This is a genomic window from Actinophytocola sp. (assembly GCF_035762905.1).
Classification (GTDB): domain Bacteria; phylum Actinomycetota; class Actinomycetes; order Mycobacteriales; family Pseudonocardiaceae; genus DASYTH01.
Window position 1 is genome coordinate 23,478 of sequence record NZ_DASUCC010000126.1, and the last position, 17,337, is coordinate 40,814.

Consider the following 17,337-nt stretch of genomic DNA (forward strand, 5'->3'; position numbering starts at 1 on the left):
GTCAGGGCAGCAGCGGCGCCCGGATAGGGAGATCCTCGGACAGGATGACCTGGACCGCACGCCGGGTCGCCCGGTTGACCACCACCGGCGCCAGCAGGTTGGCGGTGGCCTGCGCCGGCGTGTCGCCGCCGGTGACCACGAGCAGCACCAGCAGGTCGTCCGCCTTGGCGGTGGCCAGCTGCTCGAGCACCTGGTCGCCGATCTCCGGGGCGTAGTCCGGGAAGAACGGGGCGGGCGGCACCACGATGAACCGCAGCGCCGGCTCGTCCACCGAGCACAGCGTGAACACCGGTTCGTCCTCGCCGGAGCCGACCAGGACGAACGTGCGGTGCTCCGGGAAGCCGGGCATGGGTGTGCTGAACTCGATGGTCGGCAGATCCTCTGTGGACGCGGGATCGATGCGGGTCATCGTGGCGTTTCCTCCCCGATTCACCGCAAGAAGTCCAGCAGTGAGGGCGTGGTCACCTTCGCGGTGGCGCCGAGCGCCGCCTCGTACCCGACGCTCTGGCTCTGTAGATCGATGATCGATTTCACCAGGTCGATGTCCTCGAGTTCGGACAGCTCCGAGCCCAGCCGCACCGACTGAGCGCCGGCGGCGTCACTGGCCGCGGTGAGCTGACTGTAACGGGTGCCCACGGCGGTGAGCGCCGAGTTGACGCTCTCGATCCCCAAATCCAACCGATCGAGGTCGGACCCGACCGCGGACGGGTTGCCGCGCAGGTTGGCCACGATCGAGTCGAGCACCCCGAAGAGCTGGTTGGCGCCGGTGCCGAAGGCCGAAGCCGGCACGTCCACCCGCACCTGCACGTTGTCGGCGATCCGGCGGAGCACCTCACCGCTGTCACCGACGTAGCTGCCGGTGGTGTCGAACGCCGTGCTGCCGGCGGTGGTGCCGCCGAACACCGGGCGGCCGAGGAACGTGGTGTTGGCCACGGACAGCAGCCCGTCGCGCAGCCCGGCGAGCTCGCCGGCGATCGCCTCGCGGGCGATCGGGTTCTCCAAGGCGGGCGAGGACATGCCCTGCAGCACCAGATCCCTGGCCCGGTTGAGCATGCTGCTCGCGGTGTTCAGCGCGCCCTCGGCGGTCTCCAGGCGGGAGACGCCATCGGTGGCGCTGCGCATGTAGCGGTCCTTGGCGGAGAGGTCGCCGCGCAGCCGCAGCGCCTGGGCGGCGCCGGTCGGCCAGTCCGACGGCTTGGAGATCTGCTTGCCGCTGGCCATCTGCTCGCGCAGCTGCTCGAGGCGGGTCTGGTTGCGCTGCAGTCCGGTCAGCACCCTGGCCGACATCGACTGCTCGGAAACCCGGAACGTCATGGCTACCTCACCATCCTGTTGATCAGCGTGTCCAGCAGCTCGTCGACCGCGGTCATCACCCGGGACGCGGCCTGGTACGACCGCTGGTAGGCGAGCATCGAGGTGAGCTCCTCGTCGATGTTCACGCCCGCCACCGAGAGCCGGGCGAAGTCCACCTGCGCGGTGATCACGTTCTGGGTCTCGGAAAGCTGCGTGGCGGTGTTCGTCTCGATGCCGATCCGGGCCACCACCGCGGCGTAGGTGTCGGTGACGCCGCCGGCGGCCCGGCCCAGCTCGGCGAGCTTGTCGGCGTTGCCGCCGTCCAGCGCGAGGGTCGGGTCGGACGACGCGGCGATGTCGTCGGGGTTGGTGATGGCGACCTTGATGGTGGCCGCCGTGGTGCCGCTGAAGAACGGCACGCCGGCCGTGCCGGTCGTGGTGTACCCGCCCTGCTGCACCGCGTTGATGCTGTTCGCCAGCATGGCCGCGACGTTGTCCATGGCCGCGGCGTAACCGGGCAGGGTGACGTTCAGGGCCTCGACCGCCGCGCCGGTCTTGCCGCCCGCGCCGGGCACGGCCGTGCCGTCGTCGGCGAAGCGCACCGTGACCGGGTCGCCGGCCTGCCCGGCCAGCGTCGCCGAGCCGGTGAGGGTCAGGGCCCGCGCGGTGCTTCCGGTCACCAGCGCCGCGCCGCCGAGCTGGAGGTCCACCGAACCGTTGGGGTTGCGGGAGGTGGTCGCGCCGGCCAGCTCGGTCAGCCGCAGCACGAGCACGTCCCGCTGGTCGATCAGCTCGTTGGCCTCGAGGCCGGCGGCCTGGGCCTTGACCACCTTGTCGTTCAGGTCGGCCAGCTTGGTGGCCGCGGTGTTGATGTCGGTGATCGTGTCGGTCAGCCCGTGCCGCTGGGCCTCGAACCGGGTGGCGAACCCGGTGGCCATGGTGTTCAGCGAGGTGGCCACGATCTGGGCACGCACCAGCAGTTGGTTGCGGGCGGCCGAGTCACCGGGCGAGTCGGCGACGTCGGTGAAGCCGCCCCACAGCTGGCCGAGCCGGGCCTGCAGGCCGGAGTCGCTCGGCTCGTCGAAGGTCGACTCGATGTCGAGCAGCGCGTCGGTCCGGCTGTTCAGCAGGGCCTGCCGGGCGTGCTCGGTGTGCGCCCGGGTCTCCAGGTACACGTCCCGCATCCGGACCGTGCCAAGCACGTTCACCCCGCCGTCGTACGGGTTCGGGGTGGCCCACAGGGCCGGGACCGCGGTGCCGCCGACCGCGGTGGTCTCCAGCCGCTGGCGGCTGTATCCCTCGGTGTTGGCGTTGGCGATGTTCTGGCCGGTCAGCTCCAGGCCGCGGCGCTGCGCCTTGAGCGCGGACAGCGCGGTGTTCAGTCCGGAGAAGGTGCTCATCAGACAGCCTCGTCAATCAGTCGGGCGCCACCGCTCGCGGCGGCCAGGTTTCCGTCCGGTCCATACATTCCGGTCGCGCCGTTGACCAGCGCCAGCGCCTGCTGCGCGGCGCGCTGGCCCGAGGTGAGCAGCTCCCGGTTGGCCCGCACGGCCGCGTCGATCTCGGCGGCCAGGCCGACCAGCGCCTTGCGGTGCTCGGCGAAGGTCTCCCGCCACGGCTCGTCGAGCACGGCGATCAGGTCGGCAAGGCTCGCCGCTGCCGGCAGCCCGTATTCGGCCGCGACCGCGTCGAAGGCGGCCGCCCGGAACACCTCGTTGGCCTGCACCTGCTCGAGCACCAGCTCGACCTCGTAGGTCGCCGAGCCCAGCCAGCGGGTGCGGCCCGCGGTCAGGATCAGGCTCTCCGCGTCCAGTTTGAACAGCAGCATGGACAGCAGCTCGCGCTGCCGCCACAGGATGTTCGACGTCTCCATGAGACTCATCCGGTGTGCCCTCCTCGGTGCGTGCACGGGCGGTCGTCCTACGCACCATCGGCACGGCGTGGGTGGACCTGAGCGCTCGCGCCCCTGCCACCGAGCGGCAACCGTATGAGCAGCGGAAATACACCCGTGAGCCCCGACTCTCGACATCACCGGGCGGTCGAGCCCGGAGGCCATCGGGAGGAAACCGCTCATGCTGCAGATCAGGACCGCTGCCCCCACCACGTTCGACGCCAACGTGGCCATCGAGACAAACCTGCCGCTGGTGGGGCACCTCGTGCGGGAGATCCTGGCCAGGGTACCTGCGCATGTCCGCCGCGAGGATCTGTTCTCCGCCGGTTCCGAGGCGCTGGTGAACGCGGCCCGCGCGTTCGATCCGGAGCGCGGCATCCCGTTCACCGCGTTCGCCACCATGCGGGTGCGCGGCGCGCTGCTGGACGAGCTGCGCGGCCTGGACTGGGCGTCCCGTTCGGTGCGCGGCAAGGCCCGCCGGATGGAGCAGGCCCGCGACCAGTTCGTCGCCCGGCACGGCCGCACCCCCAACGACATCGAGCTGGCCACGCAGATGGAGACCGACATCACCGAGGTGGTGTCCATTCGCGACGACGTGCAGCGCTCGGTCGTGCTGAGCCTGCAGGGCATCGCCGGCGAGGGCCCGGGCGGCGCGGAGGTCGCGGTCGTCGAGCGGCGCCGGTCGCCGGAGGAGGTGCTGATCGACCGCGAGCGGATCGGCTACCTGCACGACGCGATCTCGGCGTTGCCGGAGCGGCTGCGCCGGGTCATCGAGGCCTACTACTTCCAGTCCCGGCCGATGGCCGAGCTGGCCGAGGAGCTCGAGGTCACCGAGTCGCGGGTGTCCCAGCTGCGCGCCGAGGCGACCGCCCTGCTGCGCGACGGCATCAACGCGCAGCTGGCCCCGGAGCTGGTCGACACGCCGGCCAAGCCGGACGGCTGCGCCGCCCGCCGCCGCGCCTCCTACTACGCCGCGATCGCCGCCACCAGCGTGCTGCGCACCCGGCTCGCGCACACCAGTCTTGACGGTGTTCCCGTCAACCAGTTGGGCTGACCCGAAAAAAATCCAAAAGTCGTCGGCGGGTTTTCTCAGCCCGGAACCGCACGAGCCGATGACATGTTTGCCGGGCCACGGATGGACCGGAAACGGACTCAATTCAAGGAGGAAATCATCATGAGTCTGCGTATCAACAGCAACATCGCTGCGATGAACGCGTACCGCAACCTGTCGTCGAACGACAAGATGATGCAGAGCTCGCTGGAGAAGCTGTCCTCTGGCCTGCGCATCAACAAGGCGGCCGACGACGCTGCCGGTCTGTCGATCTCCCAGGGCCTGCAGGCTCAGATCGGCGGCCTGACCGTGGCTGCGCGCAACGCTCAGGACGGCGTGAACGTCGTGCAGATCGCCGACGGTGCTCTGACCGAGACCAGTGCGATCCTGCAGCGCATGCGTGACCTGGCGGTCCAGGCGGCCAACGCCGGTTCGCAGGACACCGACGCCCGGACGGCGGCTCAGACCGAGGTCACCCAGCTCATCGACGAGCTGGACCGGATCGCGGACACCACCGCCTTCGGCGGCCAGAAGCTGCTCGACCAGGCCTACAACGGCACCTTCCAGGTCGGCGCCAACTCCGGCGAGTCGATCAGCGTTGACCTGACCGCGCAGGGCTTCGACGCCGCCGGGCTGGGCGTCGACGCGATCGACCTGATCGCCGTTGGTGCTGCGGACGCCGCGATCACCACGCTCGACACGGCGATCACGGACCTGTCCACGGCGCGCGCCAACCTCGGTGCGTACCAGAACCGGTTCGAGCACACCATCAACAACCTCAATGTTCAGATTGAGAACCTGTCCGCGTCGAAGTCGGCCATCACCGACACCGACATGGCTCAGGAGATGGTCAAGTTCACCCGGTCGCAGATCCTGTCGCAGGCGGGCACCGCGATGCTGGCTCAGGCCAACCAGGCGCCGCAGTCCGTGCTGCAGCTGCTGCGGGGCTGATTTCAGTCCCTGATACGTGGACCGGGCGGGAGTACCCCGACCCCGCCCGGTCCGCCTTTTCCTGGTCTAAAGCGGAGGAATGATCACCCATGGCTAGCGTCGACGGTCTGGTTACCGGACTGGACACCACCTCGATCATCTCGCAGCTCATGCAGCTCGAGGCCATGCCGCAGACCAGGCTCAAGAACCAGGTCAGCGCCCAGCAGACGGTGCAGAGCTCCTACCAGGCGATCAACGCGCGCATGATGGCCGTGCGCAATGCCGCCCAGGCGCTCACCACCGCCACGACCTGGCAGGCGGTGACCGCGACAAGCTCGACCGACGCGGTCACCGCCTCGGCTGGGGCCACCGGGCAGGCCGGCTCCACCACGTTCGACGTGGTCCGGCTGGCCGCCGCGCACGTGGCCACCTCGACCGGCTCCGGTGCGCCGGCCGCCGGCGGGTCGATCGACCTGACCATCGGCGGGAAGACCACCACGATCACCGTCGGCACCAACACCGCCCAGGGGGTGGCGGACGCGGTCAACAACGCCAAGCTCGGCGTGCGGGCCGCGGTGCTGAACACCACCACCGGACCGGTGCTGCAGTTCTCCGCGCAGACCACCGGGGCCGCGAGCGCCTTCACCATCACCGGCCTGACCGACCCGGTCGTCGTGCAGACCGCGGGCGCGGACGCCGAGATCGCGGTCGGCGCGCACCGGATCACCAGCGCGGACAACACCTTCAAGGACCTCATTCCCGGGGTGACCATCAAGGTCAACAAGATCGAGACCGGTGTCACCGTGAGCTCCGCCCCGGACGTGAACAAACTCGCCGACGCCATGCAGGCGCTGGTGACCGCGATCAACGCGACGGTCACCGACATCAACACCAAGAGTGCGCCCGGCACCGGCGGCAAGGGCGGCGGCGCCCTTCAGGCCGACTCGCTGGTCCGCAGCCTGCGCGGCGAGCTGCTCTCGGGCATCAGCAGCGGCATCGACAAGGGCGCAGGCGTCCGGCCGGAGAGCTTGGCCCCGATCGGTGTGCAACTGGACCGCTACGGCGTCGTGCAGTTCGACCGGGAGAAGTTCCTCGCGGCCTACCAGGCCGACCCGGCCAAGCTGCAGAGCACGGTCAGCACCGGGTTCGCCAAGACCTACGAGACCATGGCCAACAGGGCGACCAACTCCACCGACGGTCGCATCACCCAGGCCATCCAGGGCGTGCAGACCTCGGTGCGCCGGATGAACAACGAGATCTTCGCCTGGGACGCCCGGCTGACGGCCAAGAAGGCCAGCCTCCAGCGCCAGTACTCCGGGCTGGAAGTGGCGCTGGGCAAGTTGAAGGACCAGTCCTCCTGGCTCGCCGGCCAGCTCGCCGGCCTGCCGAACTCCTAGCCCGGACCGAAGCGAGGGACACCCACCATGTCGGCACCCGTGCGGCTGCGCTACCTGACGGACACGATCGCCACCGCCTCTCCGGCCCGGCTGCTCGTCATGCTCTACGACCGGCTGTGCCTTGACCTGGAGCGCGCGCACGCGGCGCTGCTCGCGGGCGAGCGCGAGCCCGCCTCGGATGCGCTGGTGCACGCCCAGGACATCCTGATGGAGCTGCGCGGTTCGCTGCGCCTCGACGGCTGGGACGGGGCGGCGAACCTGTCCGGCATCTACACCTTTCTGATCGGTGAGCTGCTCAAGGCCAACATCCGGCAGGAGCCCGACCGGGTGTCCGCCTGCCTGGCCACGGTGCGGCCGCTGCGCGACACCTGGCGCGAGGCCCTGGGGAGCAACCCGCACGCACCCGCCGAGCTGCGTGCTCTTGCCTGAGCGGACCGAGCCGATGAGCACCGTGCCCGCGACCTGGCAGGAGACCTGGGCGGCCGCCCTCGACCGGCTCGAGGAAGACGTCGCCACCGTCGAGGCGCTGCTCGCCGAGGAGCACCAGCTCCGCTCGCTGCCCCCCGTCGACCCCTGGCGCCCGCCGGCCGGCCTCGGGCCGCTGCCGGTCGACCTGCGGCCGCGGGCCGACCAGGTGCTGGCCCGCCAGCTCGCCGTCGCCGAGCGGATCGCCGCGATCATGACCGGGACCGCCCGGCAGGCCGCGATGCTCGGCCGGATCGACGACGGCCGCGGCGCGCCCCGGCCCAACTACGTCGACTGCGCCATGTGACCGTCCTCACTGGACGGTAACGCGATAGTTCTCAGCCGCGAGGCATCCCCGCCGATCTCTTCGGTAGGAGCACGGACAGCTCAGCCCTGATAGCCACGGATCGGCACACCAGGAACGAAAAAACGAGGAGCTTTGTCGTGTTCGACGACCTCGCGTCCAGCGCGGTGCGATCGGCGTTGACCGGCCTGTCCACCCGACAGCGCGTGTCCGCCAACAATATCGCCAACTTGCAGACCCCGGGCTTCACCGCCGTGCGGGTCGAGTTCGAAGACGCGCTGCGCAACGCCGTCGAGTCCGGCGACACCTCCCGGGTCACCCCCACCTACGCCGACTCACCGTTGGCCGCGCGCCAGGACGGCAACAACGTCAACCTCGACGAGGAGACGCTGTCCGCAATGGACACCGGCCTGCGCTACCAGCTAATGCTGCGCGCGCTCGACGAGAAGTACGAGTTGGTCAGCACCGTGTTGAAGGGCGGGCGCTAGACATGTTCGACAGTCTCCACATCGCCACCACCGGCGTCGCGGTCCATCGCAAGTGGCTGGACGCGGTCTCGGACAACCTCTCCAACATCAACAACGTGTCGCCGACCAACGGGGACGCGTTCCAGGAGCGGTTCGTGCGCGCGTCCGCGGTCAAGGGCGGCGGTGTCACGGTCACCGGGATCGAGGCCGGCGACGCGGCCGGCCGGGTGGTCTACGACCCGAACCACCCGTTGGCCGACGAGCAGGGCAACGTCAAGGTCCCGGACATGGACCTGGCCGACCAGATGGGCTACCTGATCATGGCCCAGCGCGGTTACCAGGCCAACCTGGCGGCCGCCGAGCGGGCCACCAATTCCTACCAGGCCGCACTGCAGTTGGGGAAGAACGTATGAGCGCGATAGACGCCATCGGCGCGGTCGCCGGACCGCCCGCACCACTGGCCCGCATCACCGCCGACGATTCGTCGGCCACCGGCTCCGGCGACCGGTTCGGTGAGCTGATCGGCAAAGCGATCAACAACACCGAGCAGGTGCAGAACCGGGCCGACGAACTGGCCGTGCAGGCCGCCTCCGGCGACCTGGCCGACGCGCAGGAATACCTGGCCGCCGCCACCGAGGCCTCGCTGACCACTCAGCTGACCGTCGCGGTGCGCAACAAGGCCGTTGACGCCTTCAACGAGATCATGAGGCTGCAAGCATGAACCTTGACCGCTTTCTGGTGCTGGGCCGGCGAGTGGTCGGCGGTTTCAAGGCGTTCTCCCTCGGGCAGAAGATCGTGGTGACGGCCAGCGTGCTGGCCATCGTCGCCGGCGTGGTGGCGTTCATCGCGTGGTCGTCCAAACCGGACTACGCGCCGCTGTTCTCGAACCTGGCGGCCAAGGACGCCGGTGCGATCGTGGAGAAGCTGGACTCGGCCGGGACGTCCTACGAGCTGACCGACGGCGGTCAGACGATCATGGTGCCCAAAGACCAGGTCTACCAGCTGCGGCTGCAGATGAGCTCGGCCGGACTCCCGGCCGACAGCGACACCGGCTACGCGCTGCTGGACCAGCAGGGCGTGACCACCTCCGAGTTCATGCAGCAGGTCGGCTACCAGCGCGCGCTGGAGGGGGAGCTGACCAAGACGATCAAGTCCATCGACGGGGTGGCCAACGCCACCGTGCACCTGGCCATCCCCAAGAAGGACGTGTTCTCCGACGAGGCGAGCAAGCCCACCGCCGCGGTGATGGTGCAGTCCAACGGCAGCAAGCAGCTCGCCCCCGAGCAGGTGCAGGCCGTGGTCAACCTGGTCGCGTCCAGTGTGGAGGGACTGAACCCGGACGACGTCACGGTGGCCAACTCGGACGGCACCGTGCTCGCCGCGCCCGGCCAGACCGGCGCCGGCGCCACCTCCGGGCACGAGCAGCAGACCCAGGCCTTCGAGCAGCGGATGAGCACCTCGGTGCAGCAGATGCTCACCCAGGTGGTCGGCGCCGAGCACGCGGTGGTCAAGGTGACCGCCGACCTGGACTTCGACCAGGTGGAGAGCAAGAGCCAGATCTACACCAGCGACCCGAACGCGGAACCGCTCTCGGAGAGCAACACCAACGAGACCTACAACGGCAACGGCACCGCCAATGGCGGTCTGCTCGGCCAGATCAACGGCATCACCGGCGGCAGCACCGGCAACGGCAACTACCAACAGGAGAAGTCGGTCCGGGACAACGCGGTCAACTCGGTGATCGAGAGCCGCAAGTCGGCGCCCGGCAAGGTGCGCAAGCTCGGTGTGGCGGTGCTGCTCGACTCGACCACCGCGGGCACCGTGGACATGGGGGCGATCGAGAACCTGGCCTCCTCGGCCGTCGGGCTGGACAGCACCCGCGGCGACACGATCGCGGTGTCGCGAATGCCGTTCGACCAGAGCGCGGCGGAGGCCAACCAGCAGGAGCTGGCCGCGGCCCAGGCCGCGGAGAACGAGGACCAGCTGTACTCGCTGATCAAGACCGGGATCGTGGCGGCCGGCGTGCTGGTGCTGCTGCTGATCACCTGGATCGCCGCGCGCCGCAGGCGCAAGCGCAACGCGGTCAACCGGGCCGAGCTGCGCAAGCTCGAGGAGCTCAAGGCCGAGCTGGAGCGCAGCCGGATCGCCGAGGAGATCAAGGCCGCGGAGCACCAGGCGAAGCTGATCTCCACCGGGGGCCCGGTGGCGGAGCTGCCGGCCGGTCCGGTCGAGCCGGACAACGGCCCGGAGGAGCACAAGCTCAAGGAGATCGAGGCGCTGGTGGACGACCAGCCCGACGAGGTAGCCCGGCTGCTGCGCAGCTGGCTGACGACGACGGGAGCCTGATCCATGGCAACGGACCTGCGGCCGTCCCCGGCCGGGCTGCGCAAGGCGGCGGTGCTGCTGCTGCAGATGGGCAAGGAGGGCTCGGCCAAGCTGATGGCCCGGCTGCGCGAGGCCGAGGTGGAGGCGCTCTCCGCGGAGATCGTCCGGCTGGGCACGGTGGACCGCGCGGTCACCAGCGCCGTGCTCGAGGAGTTCCACGCGATGGCCCGGGCGCGCAAGCACATCGCGCACGGCGGCATGGACTACGCCCGCGACCTGCTGGTGCAGACGCTCGGCGCCGACCGGGCCGAGGAGATCGTCGGCCGGCTGTCGGCCAGCATGCTGGAGGCGCCGTTCCGCTCACTGCAGCGGGCCGACCCGCGCCAGGTGCTGTCGTTCCTGGCCGAGGAGCACCCGCAGACCATCGCGCTGGTGGTGGCGCACATGCCCGCCCAGCTCGCCTCGATGGTGCTCTCCGGCCTGTCCGCCGAGCGGCAGAGCGACGTGGCGCTGCGGGTGGCCACCATGAGCCGCACCTCGCCGGAGGTGGTCCGCAAGGTCGAGGCCATCATCGAGCGCAAGGTCTCCTCGCTGCTGCAGCCCAGTGACCTGTCCACGATCGGCGGCGTGAAGCCGTTGGTGGACATCATCAACCGGTCCGACCGGGTCACCGAGCGGTCCATTCTGGAGGGTCTGGCCGAGCGCGCGCCGGACCTGGCCGACGAGGTCCGCAGCCAGATGTTCATGTTCGACGACCTGGTCCACATCGACGACCGCTCGATTCAGCTGCTGCTGCGTCAGGTGGAGCCGGTGGATCTGGCCACCGCCCTGAAGGGCGTGCGGGACGACGTGCGGGACAAGGTCACCCACAACCTGTCCGAACGGGCCGCGGAGAACCTGCTCGAGGAGATCCAGCTGCTGGGTGCGATTCGACTGCGCACCGTGGAGGAGGCCCAGGCCAAGATCATCTCGGTGATCCGCAGCCTGGAGGACTCCGGTCAGCTCGTGCTGCGGCGAGGTGATGATGACGAGTTCGTTGACTGACTGGAACGCGGCCGTCGTGTCGCCCGAGGTCGCCCAGACCGCCGTTCCCTACCAGGTCGGTGCGGTCGCCTCGGACACCCAGGGCACCAACTCGGTCGCCGCCATCGCCCGCGCCGAGGGCTACGCCGTCGGCTGGTCCCAGGGCATGCGGGAGGCGCGGGAGAGCACCAACGCCGCCCGCCGCCGGGCCGAGCAGGAGATGTACCAGATGCTGCGCAGGCGCGACCAGCTCGCCAAGCGCAGCCTGCGGGCGCTGGCCTCGTCCTCCGGTGAGGTGCGCACGGTGACCGTGCAGCGCACCGAGGAGATCACCGAGTTCATCGTGGCCGAGGCGATCGACCTGGCCGAGGCCATTCTGGGTGCCGCGCTGTCCGCCGACGTGCTGGCGATCACCCGCAACGCCGTCGCCCGGGCGCTGAAGGAGCTTCCGGTGACCGGTCCCGCGGTGACCGTGCGGCTCAACCCGGACGACCACACCGAGCTGACCGCCACCGACTTCAGCGACGTGGTCGGGGTCCAGGAGGTTTCCCTGGTCGCCGACCCGGACCTGGCTCCTGGCGACGCCGTGGCGACGAACGCGGTGAGCACGGTCGAGGTCACGGTGGCCGGGGCGCTGGCCCGGGTGCGGAAGGAACTGGCCTCATGAGCGAGCTTGCGAGCGAACGAATCGACACTGCCCCGGCGCCGAGCCTGCGAGGCGGCGGGGATATGCGGCACCGAGCTTGCGAGGTGCCGTCATGATTCCGATTGTCAAGGAGCGGCTGGCCGGCGTGCGGTTCGTGACCGGACCGCAGGTGTTCGGCCGGGTTTCCGGCGTGGTCGGGTTGGCCGTTTCGGTGGCCGGTCTGCCGGCCCGGGTCGGCGACCTGGTCCGGATCGGCGGGTCGGCGGACCTGCTTGCCGAGGTGGTGTCGCTGGACACCGACCGGGTGGTGTGCCTGCCGCTCGGTCCGCTCGGCGGCGTGGGGATCGGCAACCCGGTGGTGAACACCGGCCGCCCGTTGCAGATCGGCGTGGCCGAGTCGCTGCGCGGCCGGGTGCTCGACGGGCTCGGCCGGCCGATGGACGGCGGCCCGCCACTCGGTGAGGTGGTCCGGGTTCCGGTGGACCTGCCCCCGCCGTCGGCGCTGGAGCGCGACCTGATCAGCAAGCCGATGCAACTCGGCGTCCGGGCCATGGACACCGCCGTGCCGGTCGGGCAGGGCCAGCGGGTGGGCATCTTCGCCGGGTCCGGCGTCGGCAAGTCCAGCCTGCTGTCCATGATCGCCCGGGGTACCGCGGCCGAGATCAACGTGGTCGCCTTGATCGGTGAGCGCGGCCGGGAGGTCCGTGAGTTCCTGGAGCACGACCTCGGCCCGGAGGGCCTGGCCCGCTCGGTGGTCGTGGTGGCCACCTCGGACCAGCCGCCGCTGGTGCGGCTGCGCGCCGGGTTCGTGGCGACCCGGATCGCCGAGTGGTTCCGCGACCGCGGCAGCGACGTGCTGCTGATGATGGACAGCCTCACCCGGATCGCCATGGCGCAGCGCGAGGTCGGCCTTTCGGCCGGCGAGCCGCCGGCCACCCGGGGTTTCCCGCCGTCGGTGTTCGCCCTGCTGCCCACCCTGCTCGAGCGGGCCGGCCCGGCGCCGGTCGGCAGCATCACCGGCCTCTACACGGTGCTGGTGGAGGGCGACGACCACAACGAGCCGATCGCCGACGCCGCCCGGTCCATTTTGGACGGACACGTGGTGCTGGACCGCCGGCTGGCCACCGCAGGCCACTTCCCGAGCATCGAGCTGCTCGAGTCGGTGTCCCGGGTGACCGGCAAGGTCACCACGCCGGAGCAGCGGGCCGACCTGAACGAGCTGCGCCGGCTGCTGGCCGCCCGCCGGGACGTGCGCGAGCTGGTGGAGATCGGCGCCTACGTGCCGGGCACCAACGCCGACGCGGACCGGGCGCTGGCCCTGTGGCCGCGGATCAACGACTTCCTCCGCCAGGAGATCGACGAGCAGGTGCCCGCCGAGCAGTCCTGGCAGCAGCTTTCCGCACTACTGCACAACGGGGAGATTCACTGATGGTCGCATCGAGACTTGTCGCGGTGCTGCGCGCCCGCCGGGTCCAGGAGGACGTGGCCCGCGGCGACGTGGCCAGGGCCAACGCCGAGGTCGACGAGGCCAGCTCCCGCACGGCCGAACGGGCCGGGGCGGTGGACCGCTGGTCCGGACCGGACGACGGCTCCAACACGGGCTTCCTGGCCTCGGTGGCGGCCGGCCGGGCGCTGGTCGACGCACTGTCCGCGGCCACCGCCGCCGAGCGGTCCGTTCGGGCCGAGGCGGATGTCAGCCGGGACCGGCTGCTCGCGGCGTCCCAGCGCCGGCGCAGCGTGGAGAAGCTGGTCGAGCGGGCCGCCGCGGCGCACCGGCAGCACGAACTGGCCACCGAACAACGAGTAGTGGACGACCTGGCCACCGGCCGGCGGACCGGAGAGGCACGATGAACGCAATCACGGATATCGCCGCGCGGATCCAGCAGCTGAACAACCTGCTGCCGACCCAGCTTCGGCCCGTGCAGTCGGCGGACACGAAGTCCGCCAACGACTTCGCCGCCATGCTGACCTCCGCGCTCGGCCGGGCCGGGGACAACGGCGCGACCGGCGTGGTCGCCCAGAACGGCGTGGCCGGATCCGACGTGGTCAGCGGCGCGCAGAAGTACATCGGCGTGCCCTACGTGTGGGGCGGCACCGACCCGAAGACCGGCCTGGACTGCTCGGGTCTGGTTCAGCGGGTCTACGGCGACCTCGGCATCGACCTGCCCCGGGTGAGCCGCGACCAGGCCAAGGTCGGCCAGCCGGTGGCCAGCCTGGACCAGGCGCAGCCGGGTGACCTGCTGGCGTTCGGCAGCCCGGTCCGGCACATCGGCATCTACGTCGGCGACGGCAAGATGATCCACGCCCCGGAGCCGGGTGCCTCGGTGCGGGTGCAGAACGTCTACGAGACGCCGACCGCCATCCGCCGGGTGGTGCCCAACGCGACCGGCGTGACCGCCGCCGCCCCGGCCGCGTCCGGCGGCAGCGGCCCGTACGCCGACCTGTTCACCGCGGCGACCGCCAAGTACGGCCTGCCGCAGGGCCTGCTCTCGGCCGTGGCCAAGCAGGAGTCGAACTACAACCCGAACGCGGTCAGCGGCGCGGGCGCCCGCGGGCTGATGCAGATCATGCCGGCCACCGCGGCCGGGCTTGGCGTCAACCCGATGGACCCGACCCAGGCCGTGGACGGCGCCGCCCGGCTGCTGTCCGGCCACCTGAACAAGTTCGGCTCGGTGCCGCTGGCGCTGGCGGCCTACAACGCCGGCCCGGGCGCGGTGCAGAAGCACAACGGCATCCCGCCGTACCAGGAGACCCAGAACTACGTGCGCAAGATCATGGCCAACCTGAGCTCGGGAGCGGCGGCATGACCCAGCCCCTGACCCTCGGCCCGAAGCCGGCACCCGCCACCCCGGGCAGCCCGGCCGACACGCCGGCCGACACCGCCGAGCAGGCGACCGCGTTCGAGTCGCTCCTGCTGGCCCTGACCGGCACCGTGCCCCCGGCCGTCGTCACCGACCCAGCCGCCGGCCTGGCCACCGGACCCGGCCCGGCCGCCGGCACCGGCACTGGCCTGACGGCCGGCACCAGCCTGACCGCCGACCTGACCTCGGGAATCGGCCCGGCCGCTGGCGCCGGTCAGGTCGCTGGCCCCGGTCAAGATGCTGGCACCGGTCAGGTCGCTGGCCCCGGTCAGATGGCTGGCATCGGTCACATATCTGACACCGGTCACATATCTGGCCCTGGTCAAGATGCTGGCACCGGACACATGGCTGGCACTGGTCAGATGGCTGGTCCCGGTCAGGTTTCTGGCGCCGGCCTGGCTGCTGGCGCCGGTCAGGTTGCTGGCTTCGGTCAAGCTGCTGGCACCGGTCCGGTTTCTGGCGCCGGTCAGATGGCTGGCGCTGGTCAGGTGGCTGTTCCTGGTCAGATGGCTGGTGCCGGTCAGGTTTCTGGCACCGGTCTGGCTGCTGGCGCCGGTCAGGTTGCTGGCTTCGGTCAAGCTGCTGGTACCGGTCAGGGCGCTGGTGCTGGTCAGGTTGCTGGCTTCGGTCAAGCTGCTGGCACCGCGCCGGCCGGCTCGGCGTCCGTGCCGTCCGATGCTGCACCCACACCGCTTCCGGTCGGCTCCGTGCCGGCCGGTTCCCCGGTGGCCGCCTCTCCCGCGGCCGGCCACCTCGAAGACCCGTCGGCCGTCCCGGATGGTTCGCTGTGGATGGAGTTCCACTCCGGGACGGCCGACGGCCCTGCCACGGGCACTGTGTCCACTGTGGATGGTGGGCCGGTGGCCGGGCAGCCGCTGCCGGTCTCGCCGGCGCCGGCCCAGCAGCCGGCCGCGGTCGCCCCGGCGGCCCGGACCGAACCGGCCGCCGCCCCGCCGCCCGCCGAGCAGTTGGCCGCCGAGATCGTGCCGCTGCGCTCCCGGGACGGCGAGCACAAGCTGACCGTGCACCTGCACCCGGTCGACCTCGGCCCGATCACCGTCACCGCACAGGTGCGGGGCAACGACATCCAGCTCGACCTGGGCGGGGCCACCGAAGGCGCCCGCGAGGCGCTGCGGGCCGCACTGCCGGAGCTGCGCCGCGAGCTGGAGCGGGCCGGGTTCGACTCGTGCCTGCTCAACACCGGCACCGGCGGGGCCCGGGAGGACCGCCGCCCGCCGCACTGGCAGCGGCCCGCGGCCACCGAGCCGCTCGCCGGCCCGGCCGCACCCGAGCCGGTCGCCGCGACCCCCGTCCGTTCCCGTACCGCCGGCGTGCTCGACCTGCACGCCTGATCCAGGAGAGAAGCCATGACCAGCCCGATCAACGGCAGCACGCCGGCAACCCAGCAGCAGCGCCCGCAGGGCATGAGCGGGATGACTTCGGACGACTTCATGAAGCTGCTCGTCGCGCAGCTGAAGTACCAGGATCCGACCAACCCGAGCGATGCCACCACGTTCATGTCGCAGACCGCCCAGCTGTCTACTGTGGACACATTGACCTCGCTGGCACGGTCGCAGTCCGAGATGCTCGCCTCGGCACTGTCCACCGAGGCGAGTGGGCTGGTCGGGCACACCGTGCGCTACCTCAACGCCGACGGCGCCAAGCTGACCGGCAACGTCACCGGTGCCAACTTCGGCACCTCGCCCACCGTGACGATCGACGGCACCGACATCCCGCTGCAGTGGATCCTCGGTCGCACCCAGACCGACTGATCCACCCCGGAAAGACCACACTCCTCCATCCCAAGAAAGAAAGTAGGCAATAACCATGCTCCGTTCGCTGTTCTCCGGCATCAGCGGTCTGCGCGGCCACCAGCAGATGATGGACGTCACCGGCAACAACATCGCCAACGTGAACACCACCGGCTTCAAGTCCTCGCAGGTGGTCTTCGCCGACGCGCTGAGCCAGACGCTGCGCGGCGCCACCGCTCCGGGCGCCAACACCGGCGCCACCAACCCGGCGCAGGTCGGCCTCGGCGTGCGGACCGCCGGCATCAACACCAACTTCGGCCAGGGCGCCACCCAGGTCACCGGTCGCAACGAGGACATGCTGATCCAGGGCGACGGCTTCTTCGTGGTGAACGCGGGCGGCCAGCAGGTCTACACCCGCGCCGGCGCGATGAACTTCGACGCCACCGGCCAGCTGGTCACCCCGGACGGCGGCCTGGTGCAGGGCTGGATGGCGCCGAACAACCCGGCCACCGACCCGCTGCAGCCGCTGGTGGTGGACTCGGCCCTGTACCGCAGCTTCAGCGTCGCCAGCGACGGCACCCTGACCGGCCTGACTGCGGCCGGCACCAGCGTGGCCATCGGCCAGATCGCCATCGCCAACTTCGCCAACCCGGGCGGCCTGGAGAAGGCCGGCGGCTCGCTGTACCGCGAAACGGTCAACTCCGGCGCGGTGCAGGTCGGCACGGCCGGCCAGAACGGCACCGGCGAGGTCATCAGCAACGCCCTCGAGATGTCCAATGTGGACCTGGCGCAGGAGCTGACCGGGCTGATCATCGCCCAGCGTGGCTTCCAGGCCAACTCCAAGGTCATCAGCACCTCTGACGAGCTGCTGCAGGACCTGATGAACCTCAAGCGATAACCCACTGGCCAGGGCCGGGTTCGGCTCAGTTCGAC

General features: G+C 70.6%; 22 protein-coding genes. 17 read left to right on the forward strand and 5 right to left on the reverse strand.

Going from position 1 to position 17,337, the window contains the following annotated elements; translation table 11 throughout:
• Nucleotide 1: 1 nt before the first annotated feature.
• The 4 genes from fliW to VFV67_RS26455 are packed head-to-tail and all read right to left on the reverse strand — an operon-like array spanning nucleotide 2 to nucleotide 3,175.
• Nucleotides 2-409: a flagellar assembly protein FliW gene (gene fliW, locus VFV67_RS26440; RefSeq protein WP_326473355.1), complete on the reverse strand. Its 408-nt coding sequence runs from the start codon at nucleotides 407-409 to the stop codon at nucleotides 2-4.
• A 20-nt stretch (nucleotides 410-429) separates the two neighbouring features.
• Entirely contained in the window at nucleotides 430-1,314 is an 885-nt protein-coding gene (gene flgL, locus VFV67_RS26445) for a flagellar hook-associated protein FlgL (protein ID WP_326473356.1), read from the reverse strand.
• A 2-nt stretch (nucleotides 1,315-1,316) separates the two neighbouring features.
• Nucleotides 1,317-2,693, reverse strand: coding sequence for a flagellar hook-associated protein FlgK (gene flgK, locus VFV67_RS26450; RefSeq protein ID WP_326473357.1), 1,377 nt, complete (start codon nucleotides 2,691-2,693; stop codon nucleotides 1,317-1,319).
• Nucleotides 2,693-3,175 carry a flagellar protein FlgN gene (locus VFV67_RS26455; protein WP_326473358.1) on the reverse strand — a complete coding sequence of 161 codons (483 nt, stop codon included), beginning with the start codon at nucleotides 3,173-3,175 and terminating at the stop codon, nucleotides 2,693-2,695. Before VFV67_RS26455 ends, flgK begins: the two co-directional genes overlap by 1 nt.
• A 190-nt stretch (nucleotides 3,176-3,365) precedes the next feature.
• On the opposite strand from VFV67_RS26455, the gene VFV67_RS26460 reads away from it, so the two are divergent.
• The 14 genes from VFV67_RS26460 to VFV67_RS26525 all read left to right on the forward strand — a co-directional run bounded on the left by VFV67_RS26460 (nucleotide 3,366) and on the right by VFV67_RS26525 (nucleotide 14,599).
• Nucleotides 3,366-4,238 (forward strand): sigma-70 family RNA polymerase sigma factor, encoded by an 873-nt coding sequence (locus tag VFV67_RS26460; RefSeq protein WP_326473359.1) that lies wholly within the window; start codon nucleotides 3,366-3,368, stop codon nucleotides 4,236-4,238.
• An 81-nt stretch (nucleotides 4,239-4,319) separates the two neighbouring features.
• Nucleotides 4,320-5,186 (forward strand): flagellin, encoded by an 867-nt coding sequence (locus tag VFV67_RS26465; RefSeq protein ID WP_326473360.1) that lies wholly within the window; start codon nucleotides 4,320-4,322, stop codon nucleotides 5,184-5,186.
• 89 nt (nucleotides 5,187-5,275) lie between these two features.
• On the forward strand, nucleotides 5,276-6,562 hold the full coding sequence (gene fliD / locus VFV67_RS26470) for a flagellar filament capping protein FliD (RefSeq protein WP_326473361.1): 1,287 nt from the start codon (nucleotides 5,276-5,278) through the stop codon (nucleotides 6,560-6,562).
• Between the two features lie 27 nt (nucleotides 6,563-6,589).
• Entirely contained in the window at nucleotides 6,590-6,991 is a 402-nt protein-coding gene (fliS, locus tag VFV67_RS26475) for a flagellar export chaperone FliS (RefSeq protein WP_326473362.1), read from the forward strand.
• 13 nt (nucleotides 6,992-7,004) lie between these two features.
• On the forward strand, nucleotides 7,005-7,334 hold the full coding sequence (locus tag VFV67_RS26480; protein WP_326473363.1) for a hypothetical protein: 330 nt from the start codon (nucleotides 7,005-7,007) through the stop codon (nucleotides 7,332-7,334).
• A gap of 137 nt (nucleotides 7,335-7,471) precedes the next feature.
• On the forward strand, nucleotides 7,472-7,819 hold the full coding sequence (gene flgB, locus VFV67_RS26485; protein ID WP_326473364.1) for a flagellar basal body rod protein FlgB: 348 nt from the start codon (nucleotides 7,472-7,474) through the stop codon (nucleotides 7,817-7,819).
• 2 nt (nucleotides 7,820-7,821) lie between these two features.
• Complete coding sequence (locus VFV67_RS26490) at nucleotides 7,822-8,211, forward strand: flagellar basal-body rod protein FlgC (protein ID WP_326473365.1); 390 nt, start codon at nucleotides 7,822-7,824, stop codon at nucleotides 8,209-8,211.
• Nucleotides 8,208-8,519: a flagellar hook-basal body complex protein FliE gene (locus VFV67_RS26495; RefSeq protein ID WP_326473366.1), complete on the forward strand. Its 312-nt coding sequence runs from the start codon at nucleotides 8,208-8,210 to the stop codon at nucleotides 8,517-8,519. Before VFV67_RS26490 ends, VFV67_RS26495 begins: the two co-directional genes overlap by 4 nt.
• Nucleotides 8,516-10,144, forward strand: a complete 1,629-nt coding sequence (gene fliF / locus VFV67_RS26500) for a flagellar basal-body MS-ring/collar protein FliF (protein WP_326473367.1) — start codon at nucleotides 8,516-8,518, stop codon at nucleotides 10,142-10,144. The genes VFV67_RS26495 and fliF overlap by 4 nt, the downstream gene beginning before the upstream one ends.
• Before the next feature lie 3 nt (nucleotides 10,145-10,147).
• Complete coding sequence (gene fliG / locus VFV67_RS26505; RefSeq protein ID WP_326473368.1) at nucleotides 10,148-11,167, forward strand: flagellar motor switch protein FliG; 1,020 nt, start codon at nucleotides 10,148-10,150, stop codon at nucleotides 11,165-11,167.
• Nucleotides 11,160-11,813, forward strand: coding sequence for a FliH/SctL family protein (locus tag VFV67_RS26510; RefSeq protein WP_326473369.1), 654 nt, complete (start codon nucleotides 11,160-11,162; stop codon nucleotides 11,811-11,813). Before fliG ends, VFV67_RS26510 begins: the two co-directional genes overlap by 8 nt.
• A gap of 91 nt (nucleotides 11,814-11,904) precedes the next feature.
• Nucleotides 11,905-13,221 (forward strand): FliI/YscN family ATPase, encoded by a 1,317-nt coding sequence (locus tag VFV67_RS26515; protein ID WP_326473370.1) that lies wholly within the window; start codon nucleotides 11,905-11,907, stop codon nucleotides 13,219-13,221.
• The gene (locus tag VFV67_RS26520; protein ID WP_326473371.1) at nucleotides 13,221-13,643 is read left to right on the forward strand and encodes a flagellar FliJ family protein; all 423 of its coding nucleotides are present in this window, start codon (nucleotides 13,221-13,223) and stop codon (nucleotides 13,641-13,643) included. Before VFV67_RS26515 ends, VFV67_RS26520 begins: the two co-directional genes overlap by 1 nt.
• On the forward strand, nucleotides 13,640-14,599 hold the full coding sequence (locus VFV67_RS26525) for a transglycosylase SLT domain-containing protein (RefSeq protein ID WP_326473372.1): 960 nt from the start codon (nucleotides 13,640-13,642) through the stop codon (nucleotides 14,597-14,599). Before VFV67_RS26520 ends, VFV67_RS26525 begins: the two co-directional genes overlap by 4 nt.
• On the opposite strand, the gene VFV67_RS26530 is transcribed toward VFV67_RS26525, so the two are convergent.
• Nucleotides 14,551-15,285 carry a hypothetical protein gene (locus VFV67_RS26530; protein WP_326473373.1) on the reverse strand — a complete coding sequence of 245 codons (735 nt, stop codon included), beginning with the start codon at nucleotides 15,283-15,285 and terminating at the stop codon, nucleotides 14,551-14,553. The genes VFV67_RS26525 and VFV67_RS26530 overlap by 49 nt on opposite strands.
• A 93-nt stretch (nucleotides 15,286-15,378) precedes the next feature.
• On the opposite strand from VFV67_RS26530, the gene VFV67_RS26535 reads away from it, so the two are divergent.
• Genes VFV67_RS26535 through VFV67_RS26545 form a run of 3 tightly spaced genes read left to right on the forward strand, consistent with a single transcriptional unit; the run spans nucleotide 15,379 to nucleotide 17,302 of the window.
• Entirely contained in the window at nucleotides 15,379-16,005 is a 627-nt protein-coding gene (locus tag VFV67_RS26535) for a flagellar hook-length control protein FliK (protein WP_326473374.1), read from the forward strand.
• A gap of 15 nt (nucleotides 16,006-16,020) precedes the next feature.
• Nucleotides 16,021-16,425: a flagellar hook assembly protein FlgD gene (locus VFV67_RS26540; protein WP_326473375.1), complete on the forward strand. Its 405-nt coding sequence runs from the start codon at nucleotides 16,021-16,023 to the stop codon at nucleotides 16,423-16,425.
• A 55-nt stretch (nucleotides 16,426-16,480) separates the two neighbouring features.
• Complete coding sequence (locus tag VFV67_RS26545; protein WP_326473376.1) at nucleotides 16,481-17,302, forward strand: flagellar hook-basal body complex protein; 822 nt, start codon at nucleotides 16,481-16,483, stop codon at nucleotides 17,300-17,302.
• Nucleotides 17,303-17,337: the final 35 nt, after the last annotated feature.